Origin of the sequence: Salmonella sp. NW1250, assembly GCF_051812965.1 — a bacterium.
GTDB lineage: Bacteria > Pseudomonadota > Gammaproteobacteria > Enterobacterales > Enterobacteriaceae > Salmonella > Salmonella enterica.
The window spans coordinates 198,596-222,217 of record NZ_JAMNDD010000008.1 but is presented as its reverse complement, the minus strand read 5'-3'; the positions used below and the strand labels follow the sequence as shown (position 1 = coordinate 222,217).

25 protein-coding genes and 1 riboswitch are annotated in these 23,622 nt (G+C 52.6%); of the genes, 13 read left to right on the top strand and 12 right to left on the bottom strand.

All coding sequences use genetic code 11. The features are described from left to right. Positions 1–156 precede the first annotated feature (156 nt). The 3 genes from parC to NBA72_RS15770 form a co-directional block, all read right to left on the bottom strand. Entirely contained in the window at positions 157–2,415 is a 2,259-nt protein-coding gene (gene parC / locus NBA72_RS15780; protein ID WP_001281853.1) for a DNA topoisomerase IV subunit A, read from the bottom strand. A gap of 110 nt (positions 2,416–2,525) precedes the next feature. Further along, the gene (locus tag NBA72_RS15775; protein WP_042948747.1) at positions 2,526–3,392 is read right to left on the bottom strand and encodes an AraC family transcriptional regulator; all 867 of its coding nucleotides are present in this window, start codon (positions 3,390–3,392) and stop codon (positions 2,526–2,528) included. Between the two features lie 71 nt (positions 3,393–3,463). Then, positions 3,464–3,856 (bottom strand): YgiW/YdeI family stress tolerance OB fold protein, encoded by a 393-nt coding sequence (locus NBA72_RS15770; protein WP_000731552.1) that lies wholly within the window; start codon positions 3,854–3,856, stop codon positions 3,464–3,466. A 151-nt stretch (positions 3,857–4,007) separates the two neighbouring features. Here NBA72_RS15770 and qseB point away from each other — a divergent pair, with 151 nt between their 5' ends. The 4 genes from qseB to NBA72_RS15750 all read left to right on the top strand — a co-directional run bounded on the left by qseB (position 4,008) and on the right by NBA72_RS15750 (position 7,047). Beyond that, positions 4,008–4,667 (top strand): quorum sensing response regulator transcription factor QseB, encoded by a 660-nt coding sequence (gene qseB, locus NBA72_RS15765; protein WP_001221574.1) that lies wholly within the window; start codon positions 4,008–4,010, stop codon positions 4,665–4,667. Further along, positions 4,664–6,013: a quorum sensing histidine kinase QseC gene (gene qseC, locus NBA72_RS15760; protein ID WP_000779328.1), complete on the top strand. Its 1,350-nt coding sequence runs from the start codon at positions 4,664–4,666 to the stop codon at positions 6,011–6,013. Before qseB ends, qseC begins: the two co-directional genes overlap by 4 nt. A gap of 106 nt (positions 6,014–6,119) precedes the next feature. Beyond that, positions 6,120–6,701: an NAD(P)H-dependent oxidoreductase gene (locus tag NBA72_RS15755; protein WP_000065416.1), complete on the top strand. Its 582-nt coding sequence runs from the start codon at positions 6,120–6,122 to the stop codon at positions 6,699–6,701. Positions 6,702–6,732: 31 nt separating this feature from the next. Beyond that, on the top strand, positions 6,733–7,047 hold the full coding sequence (locus NBA72_RS15750; RefSeq protein ID WP_000958587.1) for a putative quinol monooxygenase: 315 nt from the start codon (positions 6,733–6,735) through the stop codon (positions 7,045–7,047). Between the two features lie 124 nt (positions 7,048–7,171). Here the strand turns inward: NBA72_RS15750 and parE are convergent, their stop codons facing one another. The 5 genes from parE to nudF are packed head-to-tail and all read right to left on the bottom strand — an operon-like array spanning position 7,172 to position 11,576. Then, a complete protein-coding gene (gene parE, locus NBA72_RS15745) occupies positions 7,172–9,064 on the bottom strand; it encodes a DNA topoisomerase IV subunit B (protein WP_000195318.1) in 1,893 nt (630 codons plus the stop codon). 27 nt (positions 9,065–9,091) lie between these two features. Further along, positions 9,092–9,673, bottom strand: coding sequence for an esterase YqiA (gene yqiA / locus NBA72_RS15740; RefSeq protein ID WP_000105725.1), 582 nt, complete (start codon positions 9,671–9,673; stop codon positions 9,092–9,094). Continuing rightward, entirely contained in the window at positions 9,673–10,500 is an 828-nt protein-coding gene (gene cpdA / locus NBA72_RS15735) for a 3',5'-cyclic-AMP phosphodiesterase (RefSeq protein WP_000444734.1), read from the bottom strand. The genes yqiA and cpdA overlap by 1 nt, the downstream gene beginning before the upstream one ends. Before the next feature lie 24 nt (positions 10,501–10,524). Then, positions 10,525–10,947, bottom strand: coding sequence for a DUF1249 family protein (locus NBA72_RS15730; protein WP_000833404.1), 423 nt, complete (start codon positions 10,945–10,947; stop codon positions 10,525–10,527). Then, positions 10,944–11,576 carry an ADP-ribose diphosphatase gene (gene nudF / locus NBA72_RS15725; protein ID WP_023215696.1) on the bottom strand — a complete coding sequence of 211 codons (633 nt, stop codon included), beginning with the start codon at positions 11,574–11,576 and terminating at the stop codon, positions 10,944–10,946. Before nudF ends, NBA72_RS15730 begins: the two co-directional genes overlap by 4 nt. 200 nt (positions 11,577–11,776) lie before the next feature. On the opposite strand from nudF, the gene tolC reads away from it, so the two are divergent. From tolC to NBA72_RS15710, 3 genes are all read left to right on the top strand, one after another. After that, positions 11,777–13,252 (top strand): outer membrane channel protein TolC, encoded by a 1,476-nt coding sequence (gene tolC, locus NBA72_RS15720; protein WP_072100461.1) that lies wholly within the window; start codon positions 11,777–11,779, stop codon positions 13,250–13,252. Between the two features lie 212 nt (positions 13,253–13,464). Then, a complete protein-coding gene (locus NBA72_RS15715; RefSeq protein WP_000831528.1) occupies positions 13,465–14,136 on the top strand; it encodes a DUF1190 family protein in 672 nt (223 codons plus the stop codon). Between the two features lie 5 nt (positions 14,137–14,141). Then, the gene (locus NBA72_RS15710; protein ID WP_042948743.1) at positions 14,142–15,305 is read left to right on the top strand and encodes a glutathionylspermidine synthase family protein; all 1,164 of its coding nucleotides are present in this window, start codon (positions 14,142–14,144) and stop codon (positions 15,303–15,305) included. Between the two features lie 60 nt (positions 15,306–15,365). Here NBA72_RS15710 and ygiD read toward each other — a convergent pair whose 3' ends face one another. Continuing rightward, positions 15,366–16,154, bottom strand: coding sequence for a 4,5-DOPA dioxygenase extradiol (ygiD, locus tag NBA72_RS15705; RefSeq protein ID WP_023260395.1), 789 nt, complete (start codon positions 16,152–16,154; stop codon positions 15,366–15,368). A gap of 140 nt (positions 16,155–16,294) precedes the next feature. Here ygiD and zupT point away from each other — a divergent pair, with 140 nt between their 5' ends. Continuing rightward, positions 16,295–17,068, top strand: coding sequence for a zinc transporter ZupT (gene zupT, locus NBA72_RS15700; protein ID WP_000115874.1), 774 nt, complete (start codon positions 16,295–16,297; stop codon positions 17,066–17,068). Positions 17,069–17,134: 66 nt separating this feature from the next. Here the strand turns inward: zupT and NBA72_RS15695 are convergent, their stop codons facing one another. Continuing rightward, positions 17,135–17,311, bottom strand: coding sequence for a hypothetical protein (locus tag NBA72_RS15695; protein WP_000469259.1), 177 nt, complete (start codon positions 17,309–17,311; stop codon positions 17,135–17,137). A 399-nt stretch (positions 17,312–17,710) separates the two neighbouring features. Here NBA72_RS15695 and NBA72_RS15690 point away from each other — a divergent pair, with 399 nt between their 5' ends. The 3 genes from NBA72_RS15690 to dsbI are packed head-to-tail and all read left to right on the top strand — an operon-like array spanning position 17,711 to position 20,890. Then, positions 17,711–19,507: an aryl-sulfate sulfotransferase gene (locus tag NBA72_RS15690; protein WP_000460259.1), complete on the top strand. Its 1,797-nt coding sequence runs from the start codon at positions 17,711–17,713 to the stop codon at positions 19,505–19,507. A 19-nt stretch (positions 19,508–19,526) separates the two neighbouring features. Beyond that, positions 19,527–20,198: a thiol:disulfide interchange protein DsbA/DsbL gene (locus tag NBA72_RS15685; RefSeq protein ID WP_000096230.1), complete on the top strand. Its 672-nt coding sequence runs from the start codon at positions 19,527–19,529 to the stop codon at positions 20,196–20,198. A gap of 14 nt (positions 20,199–20,212) precedes the next feature. Further along, complete coding sequence (dsbI, locus tag NBA72_RS15680; RefSeq protein WP_000345576.1) at positions 20,213–20,890, top strand: protein-disulfide oxidoreductase DsbI; 678 nt, start codon at positions 20,213–20,215, stop codon at positions 20,888–20,890. A gap of 170 nt (positions 20,891–21,060) precedes the next feature. Here the strand turns inward: dsbI and ribB are convergent, their stop codons facing one another. Then, complete coding sequence (gene ribB / locus NBA72_RS15675; protein ID WP_001076978.1) at positions 21,061–21,714, bottom strand: 3,4-dihydroxy-2-butanone-4-phosphate synthase; 654 nt, start codon at positions 21,712–21,714, stop codon at positions 21,061–21,063. 105 nt (positions 21,715–21,819) lie between these two features. Next, a riboswitch (FMN riboswitch) is annotated at positions 21,820–22,018 on the bottom strand. Positions 22,019–22,150: 132 nt separating this feature from the next. Between ribB and ubiK the strand changes: the two genes are divergently transcribed. Beyond that, positions 22,151–22,447 carry a ubiquinone biosynthesis accessory factor UbiK gene (ubiK, locus tag NBA72_RS15670; RefSeq protein ID WP_000566824.1) on the top strand — a complete coding sequence of 99 codons (297 nt, stop codon included), beginning with the start codon at positions 22,151–22,153 and terminating at the stop codon, positions 22,445–22,447. Between the two features lie 74 nt (positions 22,448–22,521). Here the strand turns inward: ubiK and glgS are convergent, their stop codons facing one another. Beyond that, positions 22,522–22,731: a cell surface composition regulator GlgS gene (gene glgS / locus NBA72_RS15665; RefSeq protein WP_000928927.1), complete on the bottom strand. Its 210-nt coding sequence runs from the start codon at positions 22,729–22,731 to the stop codon at positions 22,522–22,524. Between the two features lie 257 nt (positions 22,732–22,988). On the opposite strand from glgS, the gene NBA72_RS15660 reads away from it, so the two are divergent. After that, positions 22,989–23,609 carry an OB-fold-containig protein gene (locus tag NBA72_RS15660; RefSeq protein ID WP_000171739.1) on the top strand — a complete coding sequence of 207 codons (621 nt, stop codon included), beginning with the start codon at positions 22,989–22,991 and terminating at the stop codon, positions 23,607–23,609. Positions 23,610–23,622: the final 13 nt, after the last annotated feature.

Below are 23,622 nucleotides of genomic sequence, written 5' to 3'. Positions count from 1 at the left end.
GCAATGCACGAATAAACAACGGTTTTACGGGAAATTTTAATGTTAATCCGATCTGAAACCGTAGGCCGGATAAGACGCTACTGCGTCGTCATCCGGCAACGGCAGAGCGCCGGATGGCGGCTTAGATGCCTTGTCCGGCCTACGGGCGCCCCTCTCTTACTCTTCGCTGTCGCCATGACTTACGCGATGCGGCGAATCAATCTCAATGCGATCGATACGCTGCAGGCCGCGCATTAATGTGCCACGGCGTCCGCGTTCGCCGACCACCTTTTGTAACTCTTCAGGGCGCAGTTTGATTTTGCGCTTCCCGACATGGATAGTCAGAGTGCTTTGTGGCGGCAGCACGTACAGGTGCGCCAGTCCATCATCGCCTTTTGCCGCTTCCGCAGAGGGGATATTAATGATCTTATTCCCTTTGCCTTTCGACAGTTGCGGCAGAGAGTCTACCGGGAACATCAACATCCGTCCGGCCTGGGTAATCGCCAGCAGCATATCGTGCTCGTCTTCAATCACCAGCGGCGGCATGACGTGCGCATTTTCCGGCAGTGTAATCAACGCCTTACCGGCACGGTTACGGGCAACCAGATCGTTAAACGTACAAACGAAGCCGTAGCCCGCATCCGACGCCATCAGCAGTTTCTGGTCATCGCCTTCCATCAGCATATGCTCTACGGTCGCCCCCGGCGGCAGCGTGAGTTTGCCGGTCAGCGGCTCGCCCTGCCCACGCGCCGACGGAAGCGTAATGGGATCAATAGCATAGCTGCGCCCGGTGGTATCAATAAACACCACCGGTTGATTGCTCTTACCTTTCACCGCGGCTTTAAAGCTGTCGCCCGCTTTATAGTTAAGCCCCGGCGCATCAATATCATGACCTTTGGCGCTGCGCACCCAGCCCATCTGCGACAGCACGATAGTCACCGGTTCGGACGGCAGCATGTCGTGTTCGCTCATCGCTTTAGCTTCTTCGCGCTCACGCAGCGGAGAACGGCGATCGTCGCCATAGGCATCGGAATCTGCCTGTAGCTCTTTTTTCAGCAAGGTATTCATTTTGCGTTCGGACGCGAGAATGCCCTGCAACTGGTCCCGCTCTTTTTCCAGCTCGTCCTGCTCGCCGCGAATTTTCATCTCTTCCAGTTTGGCGAGATGACGCAGTTTCAGTTCGAGGATCGCTTCCGCCTGGGTTTCGCTGATGCCGAAACGCGACATCAGCGCGGGTTTCGGCTCATCCTCGTTACGGATAATCTCAATCACTTCGTCGATGTTGAGAAACGCCACCAGCAAACCTTCGAGGATATGCAGGCGCTTAAGCACTTTCTCCAGACGATAGTTCAGACGACGACGCACCGTGTCGCGGCGGAACGCCAGCCACTCGGTGAGGATCTCCAGCAGGTTTTTCACCGCCGGACGACCATCCAGACCGATCATGTTCAGGTTAATACGGTAGCTTTTTTCCAGATCGGTGGTGGCGAACAGATGGTTCATCACCTGTTCCATATCCACACGGTTGGAGCGCGGGACAATCACTAAACGCGTCGGGTTTTCGTGATCCGATTCATCGCGCAGATCGTCTACCATCGGCAGTTTTTTATTACGCATCTGCGCAGCAATCTGCTCCAGCACTTTCGCGCCAGAGACCTGATGCGGCAGCGCGGAAATTACCACGGCGCCGTCTTCTTTGGTCCATACCGCGCGCATACGCACGGAGCCACGCCCGTTTTCGTAAATTTTACGAATTTCCGCACGTGGGGTAATGATCTCCGCTTCGGTCGGGTAATCCGGCCCCTGGACGATATCCAGCAACTGATCCAGCGTCGTTTTCGGCTGTTCAATCAGCGTAATCGCCGCTTTCGCCACTTCGCGCAGGTTGTGCGGCGGGATATCTGTTGCCATGCCCACCGCTATACCGGTGGTGCCGTTCAGCAGGATGTTCGGCAGACGCGCCGGTAACATTTTCGGTTCCTGCATCGTGCCGTCGAAGTTTGGCACCCAGTCCGCCGTCCCCTGGCCGAGTTCGCTTAACAGCAGCTCGGCATATTTGGACAGGCGAGACTCGGTATAACGCATTGCCGCGAATGACTTCGGATCATCCGGCGCGCCCCAGTTTCCCTGGCCATCGACCAGCGGGTAACGGTAAGAGAACGGCTGCGCCATCAGCACCATGGCTTCATAGCAGGCGCTGTCGCCGTGCGGATGATACTTACCCAGTACGTCACCGACGGTACGGGCGGATTTTTTAAATTTAGCGCTGGCGTTCAGCCCCAGCTCTGACATCGCATAGACGATGCGGCGCTGTACCGGCTTCAGGCCGTCGCCAATAAACGGCAACGCACGATCCATGATCACGTACATGGAGTAGTTTAAGTAGGCGTTTTCCGTAAATTCATGTAGCGCAAGGCGCTCTGCCATATCGCTCATTAACAGGGGATCCTCAATCTGCATGCTGACCGTTCGGACGGCAATATTGCCGCAGATAATACCCTATCTCACGGTCTGAGTCACAAACCGTGAGCCAGGTGACGAGGAAGTTAACGAAGCGGCAGATAGATATCCGTCAGCAGCTCATGTTCCGCCACCTCATTGACGAAATTCAGGTACTGGAAGAAGACCGGAAAATCGCGCAGCGTCTCGCCGCTGGCCGGTAGCCATTCGCGGAATAAATACCACACGCTCTCCGGGAGGCTGTCGAGCGCTCCCTGATGGCGTACCACCGCGCAGCGCCCGCCAGGAATCTCGCTATTCACCACGCCAACGTCATTTTCGGCTATCGGCTGGTGGACGCTGCCGCAGATATCAAAGCGGAATTGATCCGGCGGCGTCGTCTGCGGGTCGTGCCAGGCAATACCAAAAGTTTGACTGCTGGCAATCGGCGACTGCCCCGTTTCGCGCCGCCATGCAATAAATTTCGCCGCGCTGGCGTTGACCTTATCCGGATGCCCCAGATGCGTCAGCATCGCGACGCGGGTAGGTGGAAATTCAACGATTTTTACGTCCATGACATGCTGCTCCTGTAACGCAAGTTTAGGAACGCGTTGGTGCCAGGCCAGCCAGTCCGGCGATTGCCGAAACCGGCGCGGGCTTTGACCAAACGCGGTTTTGAAAGCACGTGTGAACGACTCCGGATTCTGAAATCCGGCATCCAGCGCGATATCGATAACTTTATCCTGCGGGTTAAACGCCAGCCGCCATGACGCCCGGCGCAAACGCAGCCACTGGATATAGCGATAGAGCGGAAGCCCGCTCCAGACGGTAAACTGCCGGTGAAAATGAAACGGCGAGCTGTGCGCCATCCGGCTTAACACCTCAAGCGACAGAGGCTCATCCAGATGACGCTCAATGTGGTCGCAAACGCGCCGCAGACGTTCGGAATAAGCCGCGCTGATCAGGTCATTCATCACTGCCTCCTTGTGGCCTATTCTGCCCACCGGGCGGCGGTGAATCCTGACCGATCTTGCGCAATGTGGGATTACGGATTCACTTTACGAATCTGTTTTACGTCGATTTCGACAGAGTTCCAGTCTTTATCCACTTCGCCCTGAATTTCAACGGTATCCTGCGGGGTTACGGTCAGGCCGTTCCAACGCTTGTGGTCAATATCCACATTGATAGTACCGGTCGCATCTTTAAACACATACAGGTCGTCGGAAATGCGCTCGACGATATTCCCGCGCAGCGTTACCCACGCATCGTCACGCAGCGATTTAGCGCTCTCTACCGTCGTGCTGCTGCCGTTCGGGCCGACAAATCCGCCGCCTTGCGTTTGCGTCGCCGACGGGCCGGAGAAACCGCCCTGCTGAGCCGCCAGAACCGGGGTAGAACACAGTGCCATAACGGCAACGATTGCAGCTAATTTTTTCATGATTACTTTTCCCTTTCATGTCGTTTCAGATCCATTTAATAAGGTAATCCTTAACAACTTCTTAAGGCAAAAAAAGAATCTTTTTTTCTGTACATCGCCTGCGGCGACAAGGTTAACTGACGGTAACGCGAGTTACCGCAAGGAAGAACAGATGCGAATTTTACTGGTAGAAGATGACACACTTATTGGCGATGGCATAAAAGCGGGTCTGAGTAAAATGGGTTTCAGCGTCGACTGGTTTACCGAGGGACGCCCGGGCAAAGAGGCGCTTTACAGCGCGCCTTATGATGCGGTTATTTTAGATTTGACGCTGCCAGGCATGGACGGACGGGATATTTTGCGCGAATGGCGCGAAAAGGGTAAACAGGAACCGGTACTGATCCTGACGGCGCGCGACGCGTTAGCAGAGCGCGTCGAGGGGCTACGTCTGGGCGCCGATGACTATTTATGTAAACCTTTCGCGCTCATTGAGGTCGCCGCCCGTCTGGAGGCGCTGGTACGCCGCGCCAGCGGTCAGGCCAGTAGCGAATTGCGCCACGGCCAGGTGACGCTCAATCCAGGCAATCTCGTCGCGACGCTTGCCGGCGAACCACTGGCCCTAAAACCAAAAGAGTTCGCGTTGCTGGAACTCTTACTGCGCAACAAAGGTCGCGTGCTGCCGCGCAAGCTTATTGAAGAGAAGCTGTATAACTGGGATGACGACGTGTCCAGCAATGCAGTGGAAGTCCATGTTCATCATTTACGCCGCAAGCTCGGCAGCGAATTTATTCGCACCGTGCACGGCATCGGCTACACCCTGGGTGACGCATGAAATTGACGCAACGTCTCAGCCTGCGCGTCAGGCTGACGCTTATTTTCCTGATTCTGGTCTCCATCACTTGGGCAATTTCCAGTTTTGTGGCCTGGAGAAAGACGACGGATAATGTCGACGAGCTGTTTGACACACAGTTGATGTTGTTCGCCAGACGGCTTAGCACCCTCGATCTTAACGAGATCAACGCCCCGCAGCGCATGGCGCATACGCCAAAGAAATTAAAACATGGGCATATCGATGACGATGCGCTGGCGTTCGCCATCTTTTCCGCTGACGGCAAAATGTTGCTGCATGATGGCGACAACGGCCAGGATATTCCGTATCGCTATCGCCGGGAAGGTTTCGACAATGGCTATCTGAAGGATGATAACGACCTCTGGCGTTTTTTGTGGTTGAACTCGGCGGACGGCAAGTATCGTATCGTCGTCGGTCAGGAGTGGGATTACCGCGAAGATATGGCGCTGGCGATCGTAGCGGCGCAATTAACGCCGTGGCTGATCGCCCTTCCCTTCATGCTGCTGATTTTATTGCTCCTGCTTCACCGCGAGCTCAGACCGTTGAAAAAACTGGCGCAGGCGCTACGCTTCCGGTCGCCGGAATCGGAAACGCCGCTCGACGCCAAAGGCGTACCGAGCGAGGTTCGCCCACTGGTCGAAGCGCTTAATCAACTTTTTAGCCGCATCCACTCCATGATGGTGCGCGAACGGCGATTTACCTCCGACGCCGCCCATGAATTGCGCAGCCCGCTGGCCGCGCTGAAAGTACAAACCGAGGTGGCGCAGCTCTCGGGCGACGATCCGCTATCGCGTGATAAAGCGCTGACCCAGCTCCATGCGGGGATCGATCGCGCCACACGGCTGGTCGATCAGCTACTGACGTTATCGCGTCTCGACTCGCTCAATAATTTGCAGGATGTAGCGGAGATTTCGCTGGAAGAGCTGCTGCAGTCCGCAGTAATGGATATTTATCATCCGGCGCAGCAGGCGAATATCGACGTGCGTTTACAGCTTAACGCCCATGACGTCATACGTACCGGCCAGCCGCTACTCTTAAGCCTGTTAGTGCGTAACCTGCTGGATAATGCGATTCGCTACAGTCCGCAGGGCAGCGTCGTCGACGTTACCTTACATGCCCGCAGCTTCACCGTCAGAGATAATGGCCCCGGCGTAGCGCCAGAGATTCTGACGCATATCGGCGAGCGTTTTTACCGCCCGCCAGGCCAAAGTGTGACCGGCAGCGGTCTGGGATTATCAATCGTCCGCCGCATCGCTACGCTGCACGGCATGACGGTGTCGTTTGGCAACGCCGCGGAAGGTGGATTTGAGGCCGTAGTAAGTTGGTAACAGAGACTTTTGCCAAAAACGCAAAAGACTTTGCACATTTTGCTAATTTCACCGCACCGCCCGTCAGCGTAGAATCAGCAGCAAACGCATTTCTTGAGGACACAAAATGAGTAACATCCTGATTATCAACGGGGCGAAAAAATTCGCGCACTCCAACGGCCAGTTAAATGACACCCTGACCGAAGTTGCCGATGGGCTGCTGCGCGATCTGGGTCATCAGGTTAAGATCGTCCGCGCCGACAGCGACTATGACATTAAAGAAGAGGTGCAGAATTTCGTCTGGGCTGACGTGGTGATTTGGCAGATGCCAGGCTGGTGGATGGGCGCACCATGGACAGTAAAAAAATATATGGATGATGTCTTTACCGAAGGTCACGGCACGCTCTATGCCAGCGATGGCCGCACGCGTTCCGATGCCGCTAAAAAGTACGGTTCCGGCGGTCTGGTGCAGGGGAAAAAATATATGCTGTCACTGACGTGGAACGCGCCGATGGAAGCATTTACCGAAAAAGATCAGTTTTTCCACGGCGTAGGCGTAGATGGCGTCTATCTGCCATTCCATAAAGCCAACCAGTTCCTGGGCATGGACGCGCTGCCAACGTTTATTGCCAACGACGTGATTAAAATGCCGGATGTTCCGCGCTATACCGCAGAATATCGCAAGCATCTGAGCGAAATTTTTGCTTAACTGGTCATCCTGGAATTAGAAGGAGTTAACCATGCTTACCGTCATTGCCGAAATTCGCACGCGTCCGGGCCAACATCACCGTCAGGCCGTCCTCGATCAGTTTGCGAAAATTATTCCAACCGTTCTTAAAGAAGAGGGGTGCCACGGTTACGCGCCGATGGTGGATCATGCCGCGGGCGTGAGTTTTCAGACTCTGGCGCCTGACTCGATCGTGATGATTGAACAGTGGGAAAGCGTTGCGCACCTTGAGGCGCATCTGCAAACCCCGCATATGAAAGCCTATAGCGACGCGGTAAAAGACGATGTGCTGGAAATGAATATTCGTATTCTGGAATCCGGCGTTTAAGTTATTACCCTCGTCTGACGTCGCCCTGATGCGATGCGCAAGTGTCGCCATCAGGCTGCGGCGTCATGTCGGATTCGCTTATCCGGCCTGCGGCATGCAGACCAGATAAAGCGTGCAACAACCGTTACACGTCGAGATCCGCGAGATCGCCTTTTTCCTGTAGCCAGTTGCGTCGATCTTCAGAACGTTTCTTCGCCAGCAGCATATCCATCATCGCATTAGTACGCTGATCGTCTTCATCGCTAATGGTGAGCTGCACCAGGCGGCGAGTATTCGGATCAAGCGTGGTTTCGCGTAACTGCATCGGGTTCATTTCTCCCAGGCCTTTGAAACGCTGGACGTTCGGCTTGCCTTTCTTACGCTTCAGTTGTTCCAGTACGCCCGCCTTCTCTTCTTCCGTCAGCGCGTAATAGACCTCTTTACCCAAATCGATACGGTATAGCGGCGGTAGCGCGACATAGACATGACCATTCTTCACCAGCGCGCGGAAATGTCTGACAAACAGCGCGCAAAGCAGAGTAGCGATATGCAAACCATCGGAGTCCGCATCCGCCAGGATACAGATCTTGCCGTAGCGCAGCTGACTCAGATCGTCGCTGTCCGGATCGATACCGATCGCCACGGAAATATCATGCACCTCTTGCGAGGCAAGCACTTCATCGGAAGAGACTTCCCAGGTGTTAAGGATCTTACCTTTGAGCGGCATGATCGCCTGATATTCGCGATCGCGCGCCTGCTTGGCGGAACCGCCCGCCGAATCCCCTTCGACAAGGAACAACTCGGTCCGATTAAGATCCTGCGCGGTACAGTCCGCCAGTTTCCCCGGCAACGCCGGACCGCTGGTGAGCTTTTTGCGCACCACTTTTTTTGCGGCGCGCAGTCGCCGCTGCGCGCTGGCAATCGCCATCTCTGCCAGTTGTTCCGCCGCCTGCACGTTCTGGTTCAGCCACAGGCTGAAGGCATCTTTCACCACGCCGGAAACAAATGCCGCACATTGACGCGACGACAGACGCTCTTTAGTCTGCCCGGCAAATTGCGGGTCCTGCATTTTCACGGAGAGCACATAAGCGCAGCGATCCCAGATATCTTCCGCCGACAGTTTGACGCCGCGCGGCAGAATATTGCGGTATTCGCAAAATTCGCGCATCGCGTCGAGCAGGCCCTGGCGCAGACCGTTGACGTGCGTCCCCCCCTGCATGGTCGGGATCAGGTTGACGTAGCTTTCCGTCAGTAATTCGCCGCCTTCCGGCAGCCACAATAGCGCCCAGTCAACAGCTTCCGTTTCACCGTTAAAATTACCGATAAACGGCTTTTCCGGCAGCGTCGGCAGGCCGTTTACCGCTTCGCCCAGATAGTCGTTCAGACCATCCTGGTAGCACCAGCGCTGCTCGCTGTTATTCACTTCATCTTTAAAAGTGATTTCCACGCCGGGACACAGCACCGCTTTTGCTTTCAGAACGTGCATTAAGCGAGAGACAGAAAAACGCGGGCTGTCGAAGAAACTTTCGTCCGGCCAGAAATGCACGCTGGTGCCAGTATTACGTTTACCGCAGGTGCCGACAACCTGCAAATCCTGCACTTTTTCGCCGTTTTCAAACGCGATGTTATAGACCTGACCGTCGCGGCGCACGGTCACTTCCACGCGCTTTGACAGGGCATTTACTACCGAAATCCCCACCCCATGCAGACCACCAGAGAACTGATAGTTCTTATTGGAGAATTTACCGCCGGCATGAAGTCGACAGAGGATCAGTTCTACCGCCGGAACCCCCTCTTCCGGATGGATATCCACCGGCATCCCGCGTCCGTCGTCAATCACTTCCAGCGATTGATCGGCATGTAAAATGACATCCACGCGTTTGGCGTGACCTGCCAGTGCTTCATCCACACTATTATCAATCACTTCCTGACCCAAATGGTTGGGGCGGGTCGTATCGGTGTACATCCCCGGGCGGCGGCGTACCGGCTCAAGCCCAGTGAGTACCTCAATGGCATCAGCGTTATAAGTTTGCGTCATGGTTTAATTAGCAATTCGAATTGATTGTCAGCAACTGTGCAGTCCAAGAAAATCGACAATCTGGTTGAAATAATCTTCGAAGCCCGTGAATGCGTGATTACCCCCCTCGGTCACTGTCTGACGGCAGGAGGCGTAATATGCCACCGCCTGGCGGTAATCCAGCACTTCATCGCCCGTCTGTTGCAGTAGCCAGATCAGGTCCGGCGCTTCCAGCGGGTCAATCTGCATGACTTTAAGATCATAAATATGGCGAGACTCTAGCACATATTGCTGCCCGGTGTAGGGGTTCTCGTTCTGACCGAGATAGTCGGTCAGTAATTCAAAGGGCCGCACGGCGGGATTCACCACCACAGCCGGCAGCATAAAACATTGCGACAGCCAGGTGGCGTAATAACCACCCAGCGACGATCCTACCAGCCCTAATGGCGCACCGCCATGCTCAAGCACGAGAGATTCCAGCAACTCCGCCGCATCGGCAGGATACGGCGGTAGTTGAGGGACGATCATCTCAACATGCGGATGACGCTCCGCCAGCCAGTTTTTTAGCTGGCACGCTTTTGCCGAGCGAGGGGAACTGTTGAATCCGTGCAAATAGAGAAGCGTAGACATCAGTATCCTTCCGAAGCGGTATCGGGTCGGAACCGGGTATCCTGCAGGCGATGCACTTCCGTCTCCAGGACGCCGTTCGCCTGGAGCTCCAGCGTACGCCAGCCCGGCGCGATAGTATCCAGCGTAAAGTTCGCGCAGTGCGGTTTGAACTGTACGCAGGTTGACGGCGACGCCAGCAGACGGCGACCGTTCCAGTCAAGATCCAGCTCCTGGTGAATATGTCCGCATAACAGATATTTTACACGCGGGAAATTCGCCAGCACGCTATCCAGCTCACCGGCATTACGCAAGCTGTGCTGATCCAACCAACTGCACCCTGCCGGCAACGGATGGTGGTGCAAAAGGAGCAATGTCTGTCTCTCTGGCGCATCGGCGAGCTTACGCTCAAGCCATTCCAGTTGGAACTCGCTCAGTTCGCCATGCGGAACGCCAAACACCTGGCTATCCAGCAACAAAATCTGCCATTGTTCACCGATTAACACGCGTTTAGCCGGGGAAATCCCCGCCTCTTGCAGCGCGCTGTACATTGCCGGCTGAAAATCATGATTGCCCGGTAGCCAAACGCAAGGCGCGCGAAAGCTTGCGATACCCTCAGCAAAATGCTGATAAGCCGCAGCGGATTGATCCTGCGCCAGATCGCCGGTCGCCACGATCAGATCATATTCATACTGTTGCGCCCGAATAGCCTCCAGCACGGCCTGGTAACTTTCCCAGGTATTGACGCCTAACAGCGTTTCATGCTTTTCGGCAAACAGGTGAGTATCTGTAATTTGTAAAATCCTGACTCGGGCCTCACCAGCCAGAGGTAGGGTTAACAGGCTTTCCAAATGGTGTCCTTAGGTTTCACGACGCTAATAAACCGGAATCGCCATCGCTCCATGTGCTAAACAGAATCGTAGCCAGTCGGCCAGAAACTGATTAATTTGATGCTTTTCGTCGCGTTGATGCAACTTTTTATTTGGATAATCATACCGCGCTTTGAAGCGAAAGATCTGCTGGCTTGAACACACTTCAGCCACCATCGCATCATGGTAGAGACGCACCGTCAGCGACGGCAGGCTCCAGTAGGTGATGGCTGGCGCCGTTTGCTCGATCGTTACAAGCGTAGTGTATCGGGTCGATTCCACAATCGTTAACCGATATTGTACGTTGCCCACCTGATAGCTCACCGTTTCACCGGGGGCGTCATTGCGCGGCAGCAGGCGGCGCAATTGCGAAAAATTGGTTTCGCACAAACGCATCATTTCTGGGAAGTCAGGTGTATAACGCTTCATTTTTTCCACTCGTTTTTTAACTCTTGATGATGCAACTGAAGCCATTGCAAAGCGATGACTGCGGCTGCGTTGTCGATTTTCCCCTCTTCTACCCACTGGTATGCCTGTTCCCGGCTTACCACATGAACCCGAATATCTTCGTTTTCATCCGCCAGACCATGAATACCTACCGCGGTCGTGGCGTCCACTTCACCCACCAGAATAGATGAGCGCTCGCTGGTTCCTCCTGGACTCGCCAGGTAACTGATGACCGGTCGGGTGCGGCCTACGGTCAGCCCCGCTTCTTCCATCGCCTCCCGCCGGGCGACCGCCTCAATGGTTTCGCTTTCTTCTATCATGCCAGCGACCATCTCCAGCAGCCACGGCGTAACGCTTGTGTCATACGCGGCAATACGAATCTGTTCGACCAGCACCACCTCGTCGCGTTCAGGGTCAAAGGGTAGCAAGACGGCGGCGTGCCCGCGCTCAAAAATTTCGCGCTTTACCTCGCCACTCATTTCTCCGTTGAATAAACGATGGCGGAATCGATACACATCCAATGAAAAAAAACCGCGATAGCGCGTTTCCCGTGCAATAATTTCTACATCGCTTTTGGTGAAAGTAACTGGCAAGTTGTCTGATTTACGCATTGTGCTGCCCTGCTAGCAATAATGATTAAATGATGAATTTCAAGGGTGGTTGACTGCTGTTTTATCACCCTTGTGGTAAATTGGTGCCAATTAAGGCTCGTATGGCACGTAACGCCAACTTTTTGCAGTGGCGGATTCTGCTAGAATCAGCAATTATTTTTACAAATTGATCAGCGCTAAATACTGCTTCACAACAAGGAATGCAAATGAAGAAATTGCTCCCCATCCTTATCGGCCTGAGCCTGTCGGGGTTCAGCACACTAAGCCAGGCAGAGAACCTGATGCAAGTTTATCAGCAAGCACGCCTGAGCAACCCGGAATTGCGTAAATCCGCTGCCGATCGCGATGCTGCATTCGAAAAAATTAACGAAGCGCGTAGTCCTTTACTGCCGCAACTGGGTTTAGGTGCCGACTACACCTACAGCAACGGTTATCGCGATGCGAACGGTATCAACTCCAATGAAACCAGCGCTTCTCTGCAATTAACGCAGACGCTATTTGATATGTCGAAATGGCGTGGGCTCACCCTGCAAGAAAAAGCAGCAGGCATTCAGGATGTCACCTATCAGACCGATCAGCAGACGCTGATCCTCAATACCGCGAACGCGTATTTTAAGGTATTGAACGCTATTGATGTGCTTTCCTATACCCAGGCGCAAAAAGAGGCTATCTACCGTCAGTTAGATCAAACGACGCAACGTTTTAACGTGGGTCTGGTCGCCATTACCGACGTGCAAAACGCCCGTGCGCAATATGATACCGTACTGGCGAATGAAGTGACCGCCCGCAACAACCTGGATAACGCGGTAGAAGAGCTGCGCCAGGTAACCGGCAATTATTACCCGGAGCTGGCGTCGCTTAACGTCGAGCATTTTAAAACCGACAAACCCAAAGCTGTTAATGCGCTGCTGAAGGAAGCGGAAAACCGTAACCTGTCGCTGTTGCAGGCGCGTTTAAGTCAGGATCTGGCGCGCGAGCAAATCCGTCAGGCGCAGGATGGCCATCTGCCGACGCTGAATTTAACGGCCTCAACCGGCATTTCTGATACCTCTTATAGCGGTTCTAAAACCAACTCCACCCAGTACGACGATAGCAATATGGGGCAGAATAAAATCGGCCTGAACTTCTCCCTGCCGCTGTATCAAGGCGGGATGGTTAACTCGCAGGTAAAACAGGCGCAGTATAACTTCGTCGGCGCAAGCGAACAGCTGGAAAGCGCGCACCGTAGCGTGGTGCAGACCGTACGTTCTTCCTTTAACAATATTAACGCCTCCATCAGCAGCATCAACGCGTATAAACAGGCAGTCGTTTCCGCGCAAAGTTCTTTGGATGCAATGGAAGCCGGTTACTCGGTCGGTACACGTACCATTGTTGACGTACTGGATGCCACCACCACTCTGTATGATGCCAAGCAGCAACTGGCCAACGCGCGTTATACCTATTTGATTAATCAGTTAAATATCAAATATGCGCTCGGTACGCTGAACGAGCAGGATCTGCTCGCGCTTAACAGTACGTTGGGTAAACCTATCCCGACGTCGCCAGAAAGCGTAGCGCCGGAAACGCCAGAGCAGGATGCTGCCGCAGACGGTTATAATGCCCATAGCGCCGCGCCGGCAGTACAGCCGACCGCCGCTCGCGCCAACAGCAATAACGGCAATCCATTCCGGCATTGATAAGTTATTCGCTGGCGCTGCGCTTATCAGACCTGTGCCCTTGTAGGTCTGGTAAGCGCGGCGCTACCTGTCATAAAGCCGCGCCTGAACGTAAGACAACGTAAAGATCCTGCTATTCCGCCGCATTCTCGCCTTTTCTCGCTTCAATTTCGACCAGTCATCCTCTATTCTGAACGCATGTTGTATTTACCACTGGGTCCTGGAAGACAAATATGAAACGGACAAAATCCATCCATCACGCATCATTTCGCAAAAGCTGGAGCGCGCGGCATTTAACGCCGGTCGCCCTGGCGGTTACGGCTGTTTTTATGCTGGCTGGCTGTGAAAAAAGCGATGAAACCGTATCGCTGTATCAAAACGCTGATGACTGTTCAGCGGCGAATCCGGGCAAAAGCGCGGAGTGTACAACCGCGTATAATAATGCGCTGAAAGAGGCCGAACGTACTGCGCCTAAGTACGCTACACGCGAAGATTGCGTCGCTGAGTTTGGCGAAGGTCAGTGCCAGCAAGCGCCCGCACAGGCTGGCATGGCGCCGGAAAATCAGGCGCAGGCCCAACAATCCAGCGGCAGTTTCTGGATGCCACTTATGGCAGGTTACATGATGGGGCGTCTGATGGGCGGCGGCGCAGGCTTTGCGCAACAGCCGCTGTTTAGCTCGAAAAACCCGGCCAGCCCTGCATACGGCAAATATACCGATGCGGCAGGTAAAAACTACGGCGCGGCGCAACCGGGCCGGACAATGACCGTACCGAAAACCGCTATGGCGCCGAAACCTGCCACCACAACAACCGTTACCCGCGGCGGTTTTGGCGAATCCGTCGCCAAACAGAGCACCATGCAGCGTAGCGCTGCCGGTACTTCAACACGTTCGATGGGCGGCTGATACGCATGGAAAGAGTCAGTATTACCGAGCGCCCGGACTGGCGCGATAAAGCGACTGAATACGGGTTTAATTTTCACACTATGTATGGTGAACCGTACTGGTGTGAAGACGCTTATTACAAGTTAACGCTCGCCCAGGTGGAAAAACTGGAAGACGTTACCGCCGAGCTGCACCAGATGTGCCTCAAGGTAGTAGAACGCGTCATCGCCAGCGATGAGCTGATGACGAAGTTTCGTATTCCAAAACATACCTGGGGTTTTGTTCGCCAGTCCTGGCAAACGCAACAACCGTCGCTCTATTCCCGCCTCGATCTGGCCTGGGACGGCATCGGCGAGCCTAAGCTGCTCGAAAATAATGCCGACACGCCAACATCGCTGTATGAAGCGGCGTTTTTTCAGTGGATTTGGCTGGAAGATCAGATCAACGCGGGCAATCTGCCGGAAGGCAGCGATCAGTTTAATAGCCTGCAGGAAAAGCTGATTGAACGCTTTGCTGAACTTCGCGAGCAGTACGGTTTTCAGTTGCTGCATCTCACCTGCTGTCGCGATACGGTTGAGGATCGCGGCACCATTCAGTATTTACAGGACTGCGCGGCCGAAGCGAAAATCGCCACCGAATTTCTCTATATCGACGATATTGGTCTGGGGGAAAAAGGCCAATTTACGGATCTGCAGGATCAGGTCATTGCGAACCTGTTCAAGCTCTATCCGTGGGAATTTATGCTGCGCGAGATGTTTTCCACCAAGCTGGAAGATGCCGGCGTGCGCTGGCTGGAACCGGCCTGGAAAAGCATTATCTCCAATAAAGCGTTGTTGCCGCTGTTGTGGGAGATGTTCCCGGACCATCCGAATCTGTTGCCTGCGTATTTCGCCGAAGACGAATATCCGCCAATGGATAAATATGTCGTGAAACCGATCTTCTCCCGCGAAGGGGCGAACGTATCGATTATTGAGAACGGTAAAACGATCGAATCCGTGGAAGGCCCGTATGGTGAAGAGGGTATGATCGTGCAACAGTTCTATCCGCTGCCAAAATTCGGCGACAGTTACACCCTGATTGGTAGCTGGCTGATTAACGATCAGCCCGCCGGAATTGGTATCCGTGAAGATCGGGCGCTGATCACCCAGGATCTCTCCCGCTTCTATCCGCATATTTTTGTCGAAGGATAGATTCTCCTGTAAGCCCGATGCGCGTAGCGCCATCGGGCAATCATTCCGCGCCTTATCCGGCTACCCCACCTGCACCGACAACATACTTATACTGCCCATCTCAATACCGTCGACCGGGATGGTGATAGGCTCCTTGCCGTCCCAGGCGCCAAGTACATACAGCAAAGGTAAAAAGTGCTCCGGCGTCGGGTTCGATAAGGCCCCCCCTTCATGTTGCAGATAATTCACCAGCGGATGCTGTTCTACCGGCCCCTGCCACGTCAGATTGGCTTTCACAAAGTCATTAAATGACGCCGCCCAGGGATACGGTATATTGTCACCGTGCCAACGCACAGTCCGCAGGTTATGAACCACATTCCCGCTGGCCACCAGCATCACGCCTTCGTCACGCAGCGTCGCCAGTTTACGGCCCACCTCAAAATGCCATGCCGCCGGTTTGGTACTATCAACACTAAGCTGCACCATCGGAATATCCGCATTCGGGTACATCTTGATCAATACGCCCCAGGAGCCATGATCAAATCCCCACGCCTCTTTATCGAGCGCGACGGGAACGGGAGCCAACAGTTCAACCAGACGCTGCGCCAGCGCAGGCGATCCAGGGGCCGGATAATGCGTGTCATACAGCGCCTGCGGAAAACCGCCAAAATCATGGAGAGTTTGCGGCCTTTCCATCGCTGTGACGCCCGTCCCGCAGGTATACCAGTGCGCCGACACCACCACTATCGCCTGTGGTCGCGGTAGGGCTTCCCCCAATCGCCGCCAGGCGCGGGTATAATCGTTATCGTCCAGCACGTTCATCGGGCTGCCATGCCCCAAAAACAATGCTGGCATACACGTTAAAGACATGATGTTATCCTTACAGGAAAGACATTTTGTTAACATCACCATACGCTTTCTTCACAGAGGAAGAACTCAGATAACTATGATGAAGATCATCAGTTATTTTGAAGGTCAGGTTCGGACGGCAAATTGATAAGGAGTAATGGATGTCAGTACCACTTATTCTGACCTTACTGGCGGGCGCCGCCACCTTTATTGGCGCGTTTCTTGGCGTTCTCGGCCAAAAACCGTCTAACCGCGTGCTGGCTTTTTCGCTGGGCTTCGCCGCAGGGATCATGCTGCTTATCTCGCTGATGGAGATGCTGCCCGCCGCGCTTGATACCGAGGGGATGTCGCCTGTACTGGGCTACGGAATGTTTATTATCGGCCTGTTGGGCTACTTCGGGCTGGACCGCCTGCTTCCTCACGCTCATCCGCAGGATCTGGTGCAAAAAAGGCAGCAGCCGCTTCCCGGCTCGATAAAACGCACTGCGATTTTATTGACGCTCGGCATTAGCCTGCACAACTTTCCGGAAGGGATCGCCACCTTTGTCACTGCCAGCAGCAATCTTGAACTGGGTTTCGGCATCGCACTGGCGGTGGCGTTGCACAATATTCCTGAAGGTCTGGCGGTTGCTGGCCCGGTTTATGCCGCGACGGGCTCAAAACGTACCGCGATTTTTTGGGCCGGTATCTCCGGCATGGCGGAAATTCTTGGCGGCGTACTGGCGTGGCTGATTTTGGGCAGCCTGGTTTCACCGATCGTTATGGCGGCTATCATGGCGGCAGTCGCCGGCATTATGGTGGCGCTCTCCGTCGATGAACTGATGCCGCTGGCAAAAGAGATCGATCCTAACAATAACCCCAGCTATGGCGTGCTTTGCGGTATGTCCATCATGGGGCTCAGTCTCGTCATTTTGCAGACGATAGGTATCGGTTAAGAGAAACGTCGCGCCGGATGCAGGCCTTTAGCCAGGCAACATCCGGCTGCCCGTCAAGGATATGCGCTATTTCTGCTCATTCATCACGCTGTCGCCTTCGCTCGTCTGGCGAAAACGTTTCGTTCGCGCTTCAAGTAATGCATCTCTGTCCTGCCGAAACGCTCTGCAATAACGCTTCATATGGCAAATATACCCTACTACCACCAGAACGATTAATATTATCCAATACCAGGCAATAAACATCCTTTTTACCCTTAAAATTTAACATCACTAAACATTTAACGTTAAAATTTTACATACCCTTATTTTGACGTATTCATATACTGGCATATTTGTGGAACAAATAAATGATTTTGATCATATAAATCAGTGGTGAAACACAATAATGAAAGAGGTATTAAGCAGAAAACAATGTCGATAAGATCACACTTCGTACTAATTTATATTGTTCTTAAAATATCACACTCCTACTATCGACTCACTCAGGCAATTAAAAAATATTGATACAGAATATACTTTAAAATAAGTAACAGCATCATGACTTATATTTAAAGACCAATCATTTACCTCATTTATTATTCATAAAAACATAGTATATTCAGAAGTATTATATTTAGAAGTTGTATATAAGGAGATATATCCATGTTTGACCAATACCGGAAAACAATACTTGCCGGCGCCGTCGCACTGACATGCGGACTCACCGCAGCCAGTACGTTTGCCGCAGGTTTTCAACCGGCACAGCCCGCAGGGAAATTAGGCGCAGTCGTTGTCGATCCTTACGGAAATGCCCCTCTCACCGCGCTGGTGGAATTAGATAGCCATATTATTTCAGACGTTAAAGTTACTGTACATGGCAAAGGGGAAAAAGGCGTTCCTGTTACTTATACCGTTGGGAAAGAGTCTTTAGAAACCTATGACGGTATTCCTATTTTTGGCCTTTATCAGAAATTTGCCAACAACGTCACGGTAGAATATAAAGAAAACGGCAAAGCCATGAAGGATGACTATGTGGTGCAGACGTCCGCCATCGTCAACCATTATATGGATAACCGTTCTATTTCAGATCTCCAGCAAACGAAAGTTATTAAAGTCGCGCCAGGATTTGAAGATCGCCTTTATCTGGTAAATACCCATACCTTTACGCCGCAGGGCGCTGAATTTCACTGGCACGGCGAAAAAGATAAAAATGCGGGTATTCTTGATGCCGGTCCGGCGGGCGGTGCTTTGCCTTTCGATATCGCCCCTTATACGTTTGTGGTTGACACCCAGGGTGAATACCGCTGGTGGCTGGATCAAGATACCTTCTACGACGGCCACGATATGAATATCAACAAACGCGGCTACCTGATGGGTATTCGTGAAACGCCTCGCGGCACCTTTACCGCGGTGCAGGGCCAACACTGGTACGAGTTTGACATGATGGGGCAAATTCTTGCCGATCACAAACTGCCGCGCGGGTTCCTGGATGCGTCTCATGAATCCATCGAAACCGTGAACGGCACCGTACTGCTGCGCGTCGGCAAACGCGATTACCGCAAAGAAGACGGCATACATGTTCATACGATTCGTGACCAAATCATTGAGGTTGATAAGTCTGGCCGCGTAGTAGACGTTTGGGATTTAACCAAAATCCTCGACCCTATGCGTGATGCGCTGCTCGGCGCGCTGGATGCGGGCGCAGTATGCGTGAACGTCGATCTGGCCCATGCCGGACAGCAGGCGAAACTCGAACCGGATACGCCGTATGGCGATGCGCTTGGCGTTGGTGCCGGTCGTAACTGGGCGCACGTCAACTCTATCGCTTATGACGCGAAAGACGACTCCATCATCCTTTCTTCCCGCCATCAGGGTATTGTAAAAATTGGTCGCGATAAGCAGGTGAAATGGATACTGGCACCGTCTAAAGGCTGGAATAAGCAGCTAGCCAGTAAATTGCTGAAACCGGTAGACGATCATGGTAAGCCGTTGACCTGTGACGAAAACGGCAAGTGTAAGGACACCGATTTCGATTTCACCTATACCCAACATACGGCATGGCTTTCCAGCAAAGGCACGTTAACGGTCTTTGATAACGGCGATGGTCGCGGCCTGGAGCAACCGGCTCTACCGACCATGAAATATTCCCGTTTTGTCGAATATAAGATCGATGAGAAGAAAGGCACCGTACAACAAGTTTGGGAATACGGTAAAGAACGTGGATATGATTTCTATAGTCCTATTACCTCGGTTGTTGAATATCAAAAAGACCGCGACACCATGTTCGGCTTTGGCGGTTCTATTAACCTGTTCGACGTTGGTAAACCCACAGTCGGCAAACTGAATGAGATTGACTATAAAACGAAAGAAGTGAAAGTTGAAATTGATGTGCTGTCGGATAAACCCAACCAGACTCACTATCGTGCATTACTGGTTCATCCAACGCAAATGTTTAAATAAATAACGGGAAGGAATTAATATGTCATCTAAATGGATTACCTCTTTATTTAAAAGCGTAGTATTAACCGCGGCATTGGTCACTCCTTTTGCGGCATCGGCTTTTACCGAGGGCACAGATTATATGGTTCTGGAGAAACCGATTCCTAATGCGGATAAAACGCTGATTAAGGTATTTAGCTACGCCTGCCCTTTCTGCTACAAATATGACAAAGCCGTAACAGGTCCGGTTTCTGACAAAGTCGCCGATCTCGTTACGTTCACTCCGTTCCACCTGGAAACAAAAGGCGAATATGGCAAACAGGCCAGCGAAGTATTTGCAGTCCTGATCGCCAAAGATAAAGCTGCCGGGATTTCGTTATTTGATGCTAAATCACAATTCAAAAAAGCGAAGTTCGCCTGGTATGCGGCTTACCATGATAAGAAAGAGCGCTGGTCAGATGGGAAAGATCCGGCGGCATTTATTAAAACCGGGCTGGACGCCGCAGGCATGAGCCAGGCTGATTTTGAAGCAGCGCTGAAAGATCCTGCCGTTCAGGAGACTCTGGAAAAATGGAAAGCCGCCTATGACGTTGCCAAAATTCAGGGTGTTCCGGCTTACGTCGTCAACGGCAAGTACCTTATCTATACCAAAAACATCAAATCCATCGATTCTATGGCTGAACTCGTCCGGGAACTGGCCACTAAAAAATAAGCAGGGAAACGATTATGGATTTTATTAAGGGATTATGGCGAGACCTACGCGCAAGACCAGTGGATACGCTGGTGAGATGGCAGGAACAGCGCTTTCTGTGGCTGTTAATGGCCATCGCGATGGGAGGGTTAATTATCCTGGCGCACTCGTTCTTCCAAATCTATCTCTACATGGCGCCGTGCGAACAGTGTGTTTACATTCGTTACGCGATGTTTGTGATGGTAATTGGCGGGGTGATTGCGGCGATAAATCCCAAAAATATCGTGCTGAAGCTGATTGGCTGCATCGCGGCGTTTTATGGCAGCATTATGGGCATTAAGTTTTCTATTAAGCTTAATGGTATCCATCATGCGGTACATAATGCGGACCCCGATTCACTTTTTGGCGTGCAAGGATGTTCGACTGACCCGACCTTTCCTTTCAACTTACCGTTGGCGGAATGGGCACCGGAGTGGTTTAAACCTACCGGAGACTGCGGTTATGACGCGCCTATCGTCCCTGATGGCGTAACGCTCAGTAGCGTACAGCAGTGGTTTGTCGATCTCTACCAGCAGTCTGAAGGCTGGTATCTGCTTCCGCCCTGGCACTTTATGAACATGGCGCAGGCATGTATGTTGGCCTTTGGGTTGTGCCTGATTCTGCTGCTGGTGATGAGCGGCGCCTGGGCATTGAAACTGGCCAGAGGCAAATAACCTGAATAGATAAACCAAAGCAGAGGTCTGCATTCAGGCCTCTGCTTTTCTCACAATAATTTTACCATTCAGCTTATTCGTCGTTCTTTGAAACTGAACAATATGGCACCGAAGGAATACAAAAAAGCCGATGACATCTCATCGGCTTTTTTCAACCATGATCCGTTCGATCAGCTAGCTTTGCGCTCATGCGCCTGGCGGTAAGCCACCAGATCTTCAATCGTGACTACCGCCATATTATGCTGGCCTGCAAACGCGATACACTCCGGCGCGCGCGCCATCGTCCCATCGTCGTTAGTCAACTCGCACAGTACACCTGCAGGTTTAAAACCGGCCAGCGTCATCAGATCGATGGTCGCCTCCGTATGACCGCCGCGCGTCAGCACGCCGCCCGCCTGAGCGCGCAGTGGGAAAACGTGCCCCGGACGGTTAAGATCGGACGGTTTTGCGCCATCCTTAATTGCCGCACGCACCGTAGTGACACGGTCAGCGGCGGAAACGCCGGTGGTCACGCCTTCTGCGGCTTCAATGGTCACGGTAAAACCGGTACCGTAGGCGCTGGTGTTGTTTTCCACCATCATTGGCAAGTCGAGCTGCTTACGACGATCTTCAGTAATACACAGGCAAACAATACCGCTACCGTGACGAATGGTTAACGCCATCTGTTCTACGGTCATCGTCTCTGCGGGGAAAATCATATCGCCTTCGTTTTCACGATCTTCATCATCAAGCACCATCACACCGCGTCCTTCACGCAGCGCATCCAGTGCAAGTTCAACACGTTCAAAAGGCGTACCAAAAGAGGAAAGTAGCGTCTGATTCATGGTAAAAAAACCTCATTAACATTATGGTTACCAGAATCAGGGCAGTCTTAGGAGTGCCGACAAGCGGCAAAAAAATAACGTGAGCGGGTCCATGCCCGACTGGATCGTTACCCTCTCCCATCCGGACTTTAACCGTCGGCCCCGGAATTACACCGGATCTGCTGACCTTTTCGCTATGGCAAAAAGCGCTCGCGGGCTTTCAACCTGCTCTCCGCGTTCCGTCACGGCGCGCCGTGATGAGAAATGCGTTAAACATCGCTGATTTACCGCCGGTGGGGAATTTCGCCCCGCCCTGAGAATAAGCGGGTTAACTATAACGCTATTGATTACCTTCATCAACGCCTTTACTCCGTATGACGTCACACAATTCTGGTTTATGGCGTCCACATATCGCACTACAATAAGAGCTAACACTTACCAGTTCAGGGAAACCACAATGATTGACCCGAAAAAAATTGAGCAAATCGCACGCCAGGTTCATGAGTCAATGCCGAAAGGTATTCGCGAGTTCGGGGAAGATATCGAGAAAAAAATCCGTCAAACGCTGCAATCTCAGCTGACGCGTCTCGATCTGGTGAGCCGCGAAGAGTTTGATGTCCAGACTCAGGTCTTGCTGCGCACCCGGGAAAAACTGGCGCTGCTGGAGCAACGCCTCAGCGAACTGGAAGCTCGCGACAAGCCTGAAGAAGTAAAACCTGCGCCCGCCATTCCGCCAGTCGATCCACAAGAGTAAAAACGTGAACGGGCCTGACGGCCCGCTCATATAAGATCTGAATAATGCCCTGCGCCTGTATAAGGGAGCCGGCATTAGTGTTCTAATTCTAACCTTTTCGCCTGAGTCGCCTGCTGGCAGTAAAGCGCGTAACGCTTGCAAAACCAGTCGCGGTGCTCCTCGTCCATATTGCCGGTTACCGCCTGAATATCAACAGGACGCCCCTCCGCCTGCATTCTGGCAAAACTGCGCGCCAGAAAATCGAAATTATTTAATGAATAGACGTTATTGTTGTTCATCAGCATACCCTCCAGTTATTGAATTCTGTTAAGGCTATATGCTTTTTCTAATTTCAGTATTTCCCTATATGTACGGCGGTTTTATACATAACGTGCGCAAATTTAATGCGCAAAATCACAATATTCACCAAAGATAACGACGGATAAATCGCTTTTCGGACTTAAGGAGATATGGGTCACATGATATTGTAACGCAATGAAATAACAAGCATGAAAATTATCACGCGAACTCCCTTCTGAAGGCGGCGACAAGGATAGAAAATATGACCTTATTTGCGGAGTATAACAGCCCCTATCTGTTTGCCATCGCGTTCGTTTTCTTTATCGGCGTGCTGGAGATGATTTCGCTGATTTTTGGCCACTTTCTTTCAGGCGCGCTCGACGCCCATCTCGATCATTATGACGCCCTGTCATCCGGCCCTGCGGGCCAGGCGCTTCATTATCTGAATATTGGACGCGTTCCCGCCCTGGTCGTCCTCTGTCTATTGGCCGGTTATTTCGGCCTCTTCGGTATCCTCATCCAGCATGGCGGGATCATGCTCTGGCAGGCGCCGCTCAGCAATCTGCTGCTGGTCCCGTTGAGCATTGTCCTGTCGGTCTTTGCCGTGCATTACAGCGGAAAAATCCTCGCGCCCTGGCTACCCAGAGATGAAAGCTCCGCCCTCCGGGAAGAGGAATTTATCGGCGGCATGGCGATTATTACCGGCCACGCCGCCGTCGCCGGTACACCTTGCGAAGGAAAATTTACCGATAAGTTCGGCCAGATTCACTATTTACTGCTGGAACCCGAAAAGGGAAAAGAATTTAAAAAAGGAGACAAGGTGCTGATTGTCTGCCGACTTTCCGCAACGCGTTATTTGGCTGAGCGTACCTTCTATGTTTAATTGAGAGGAACTT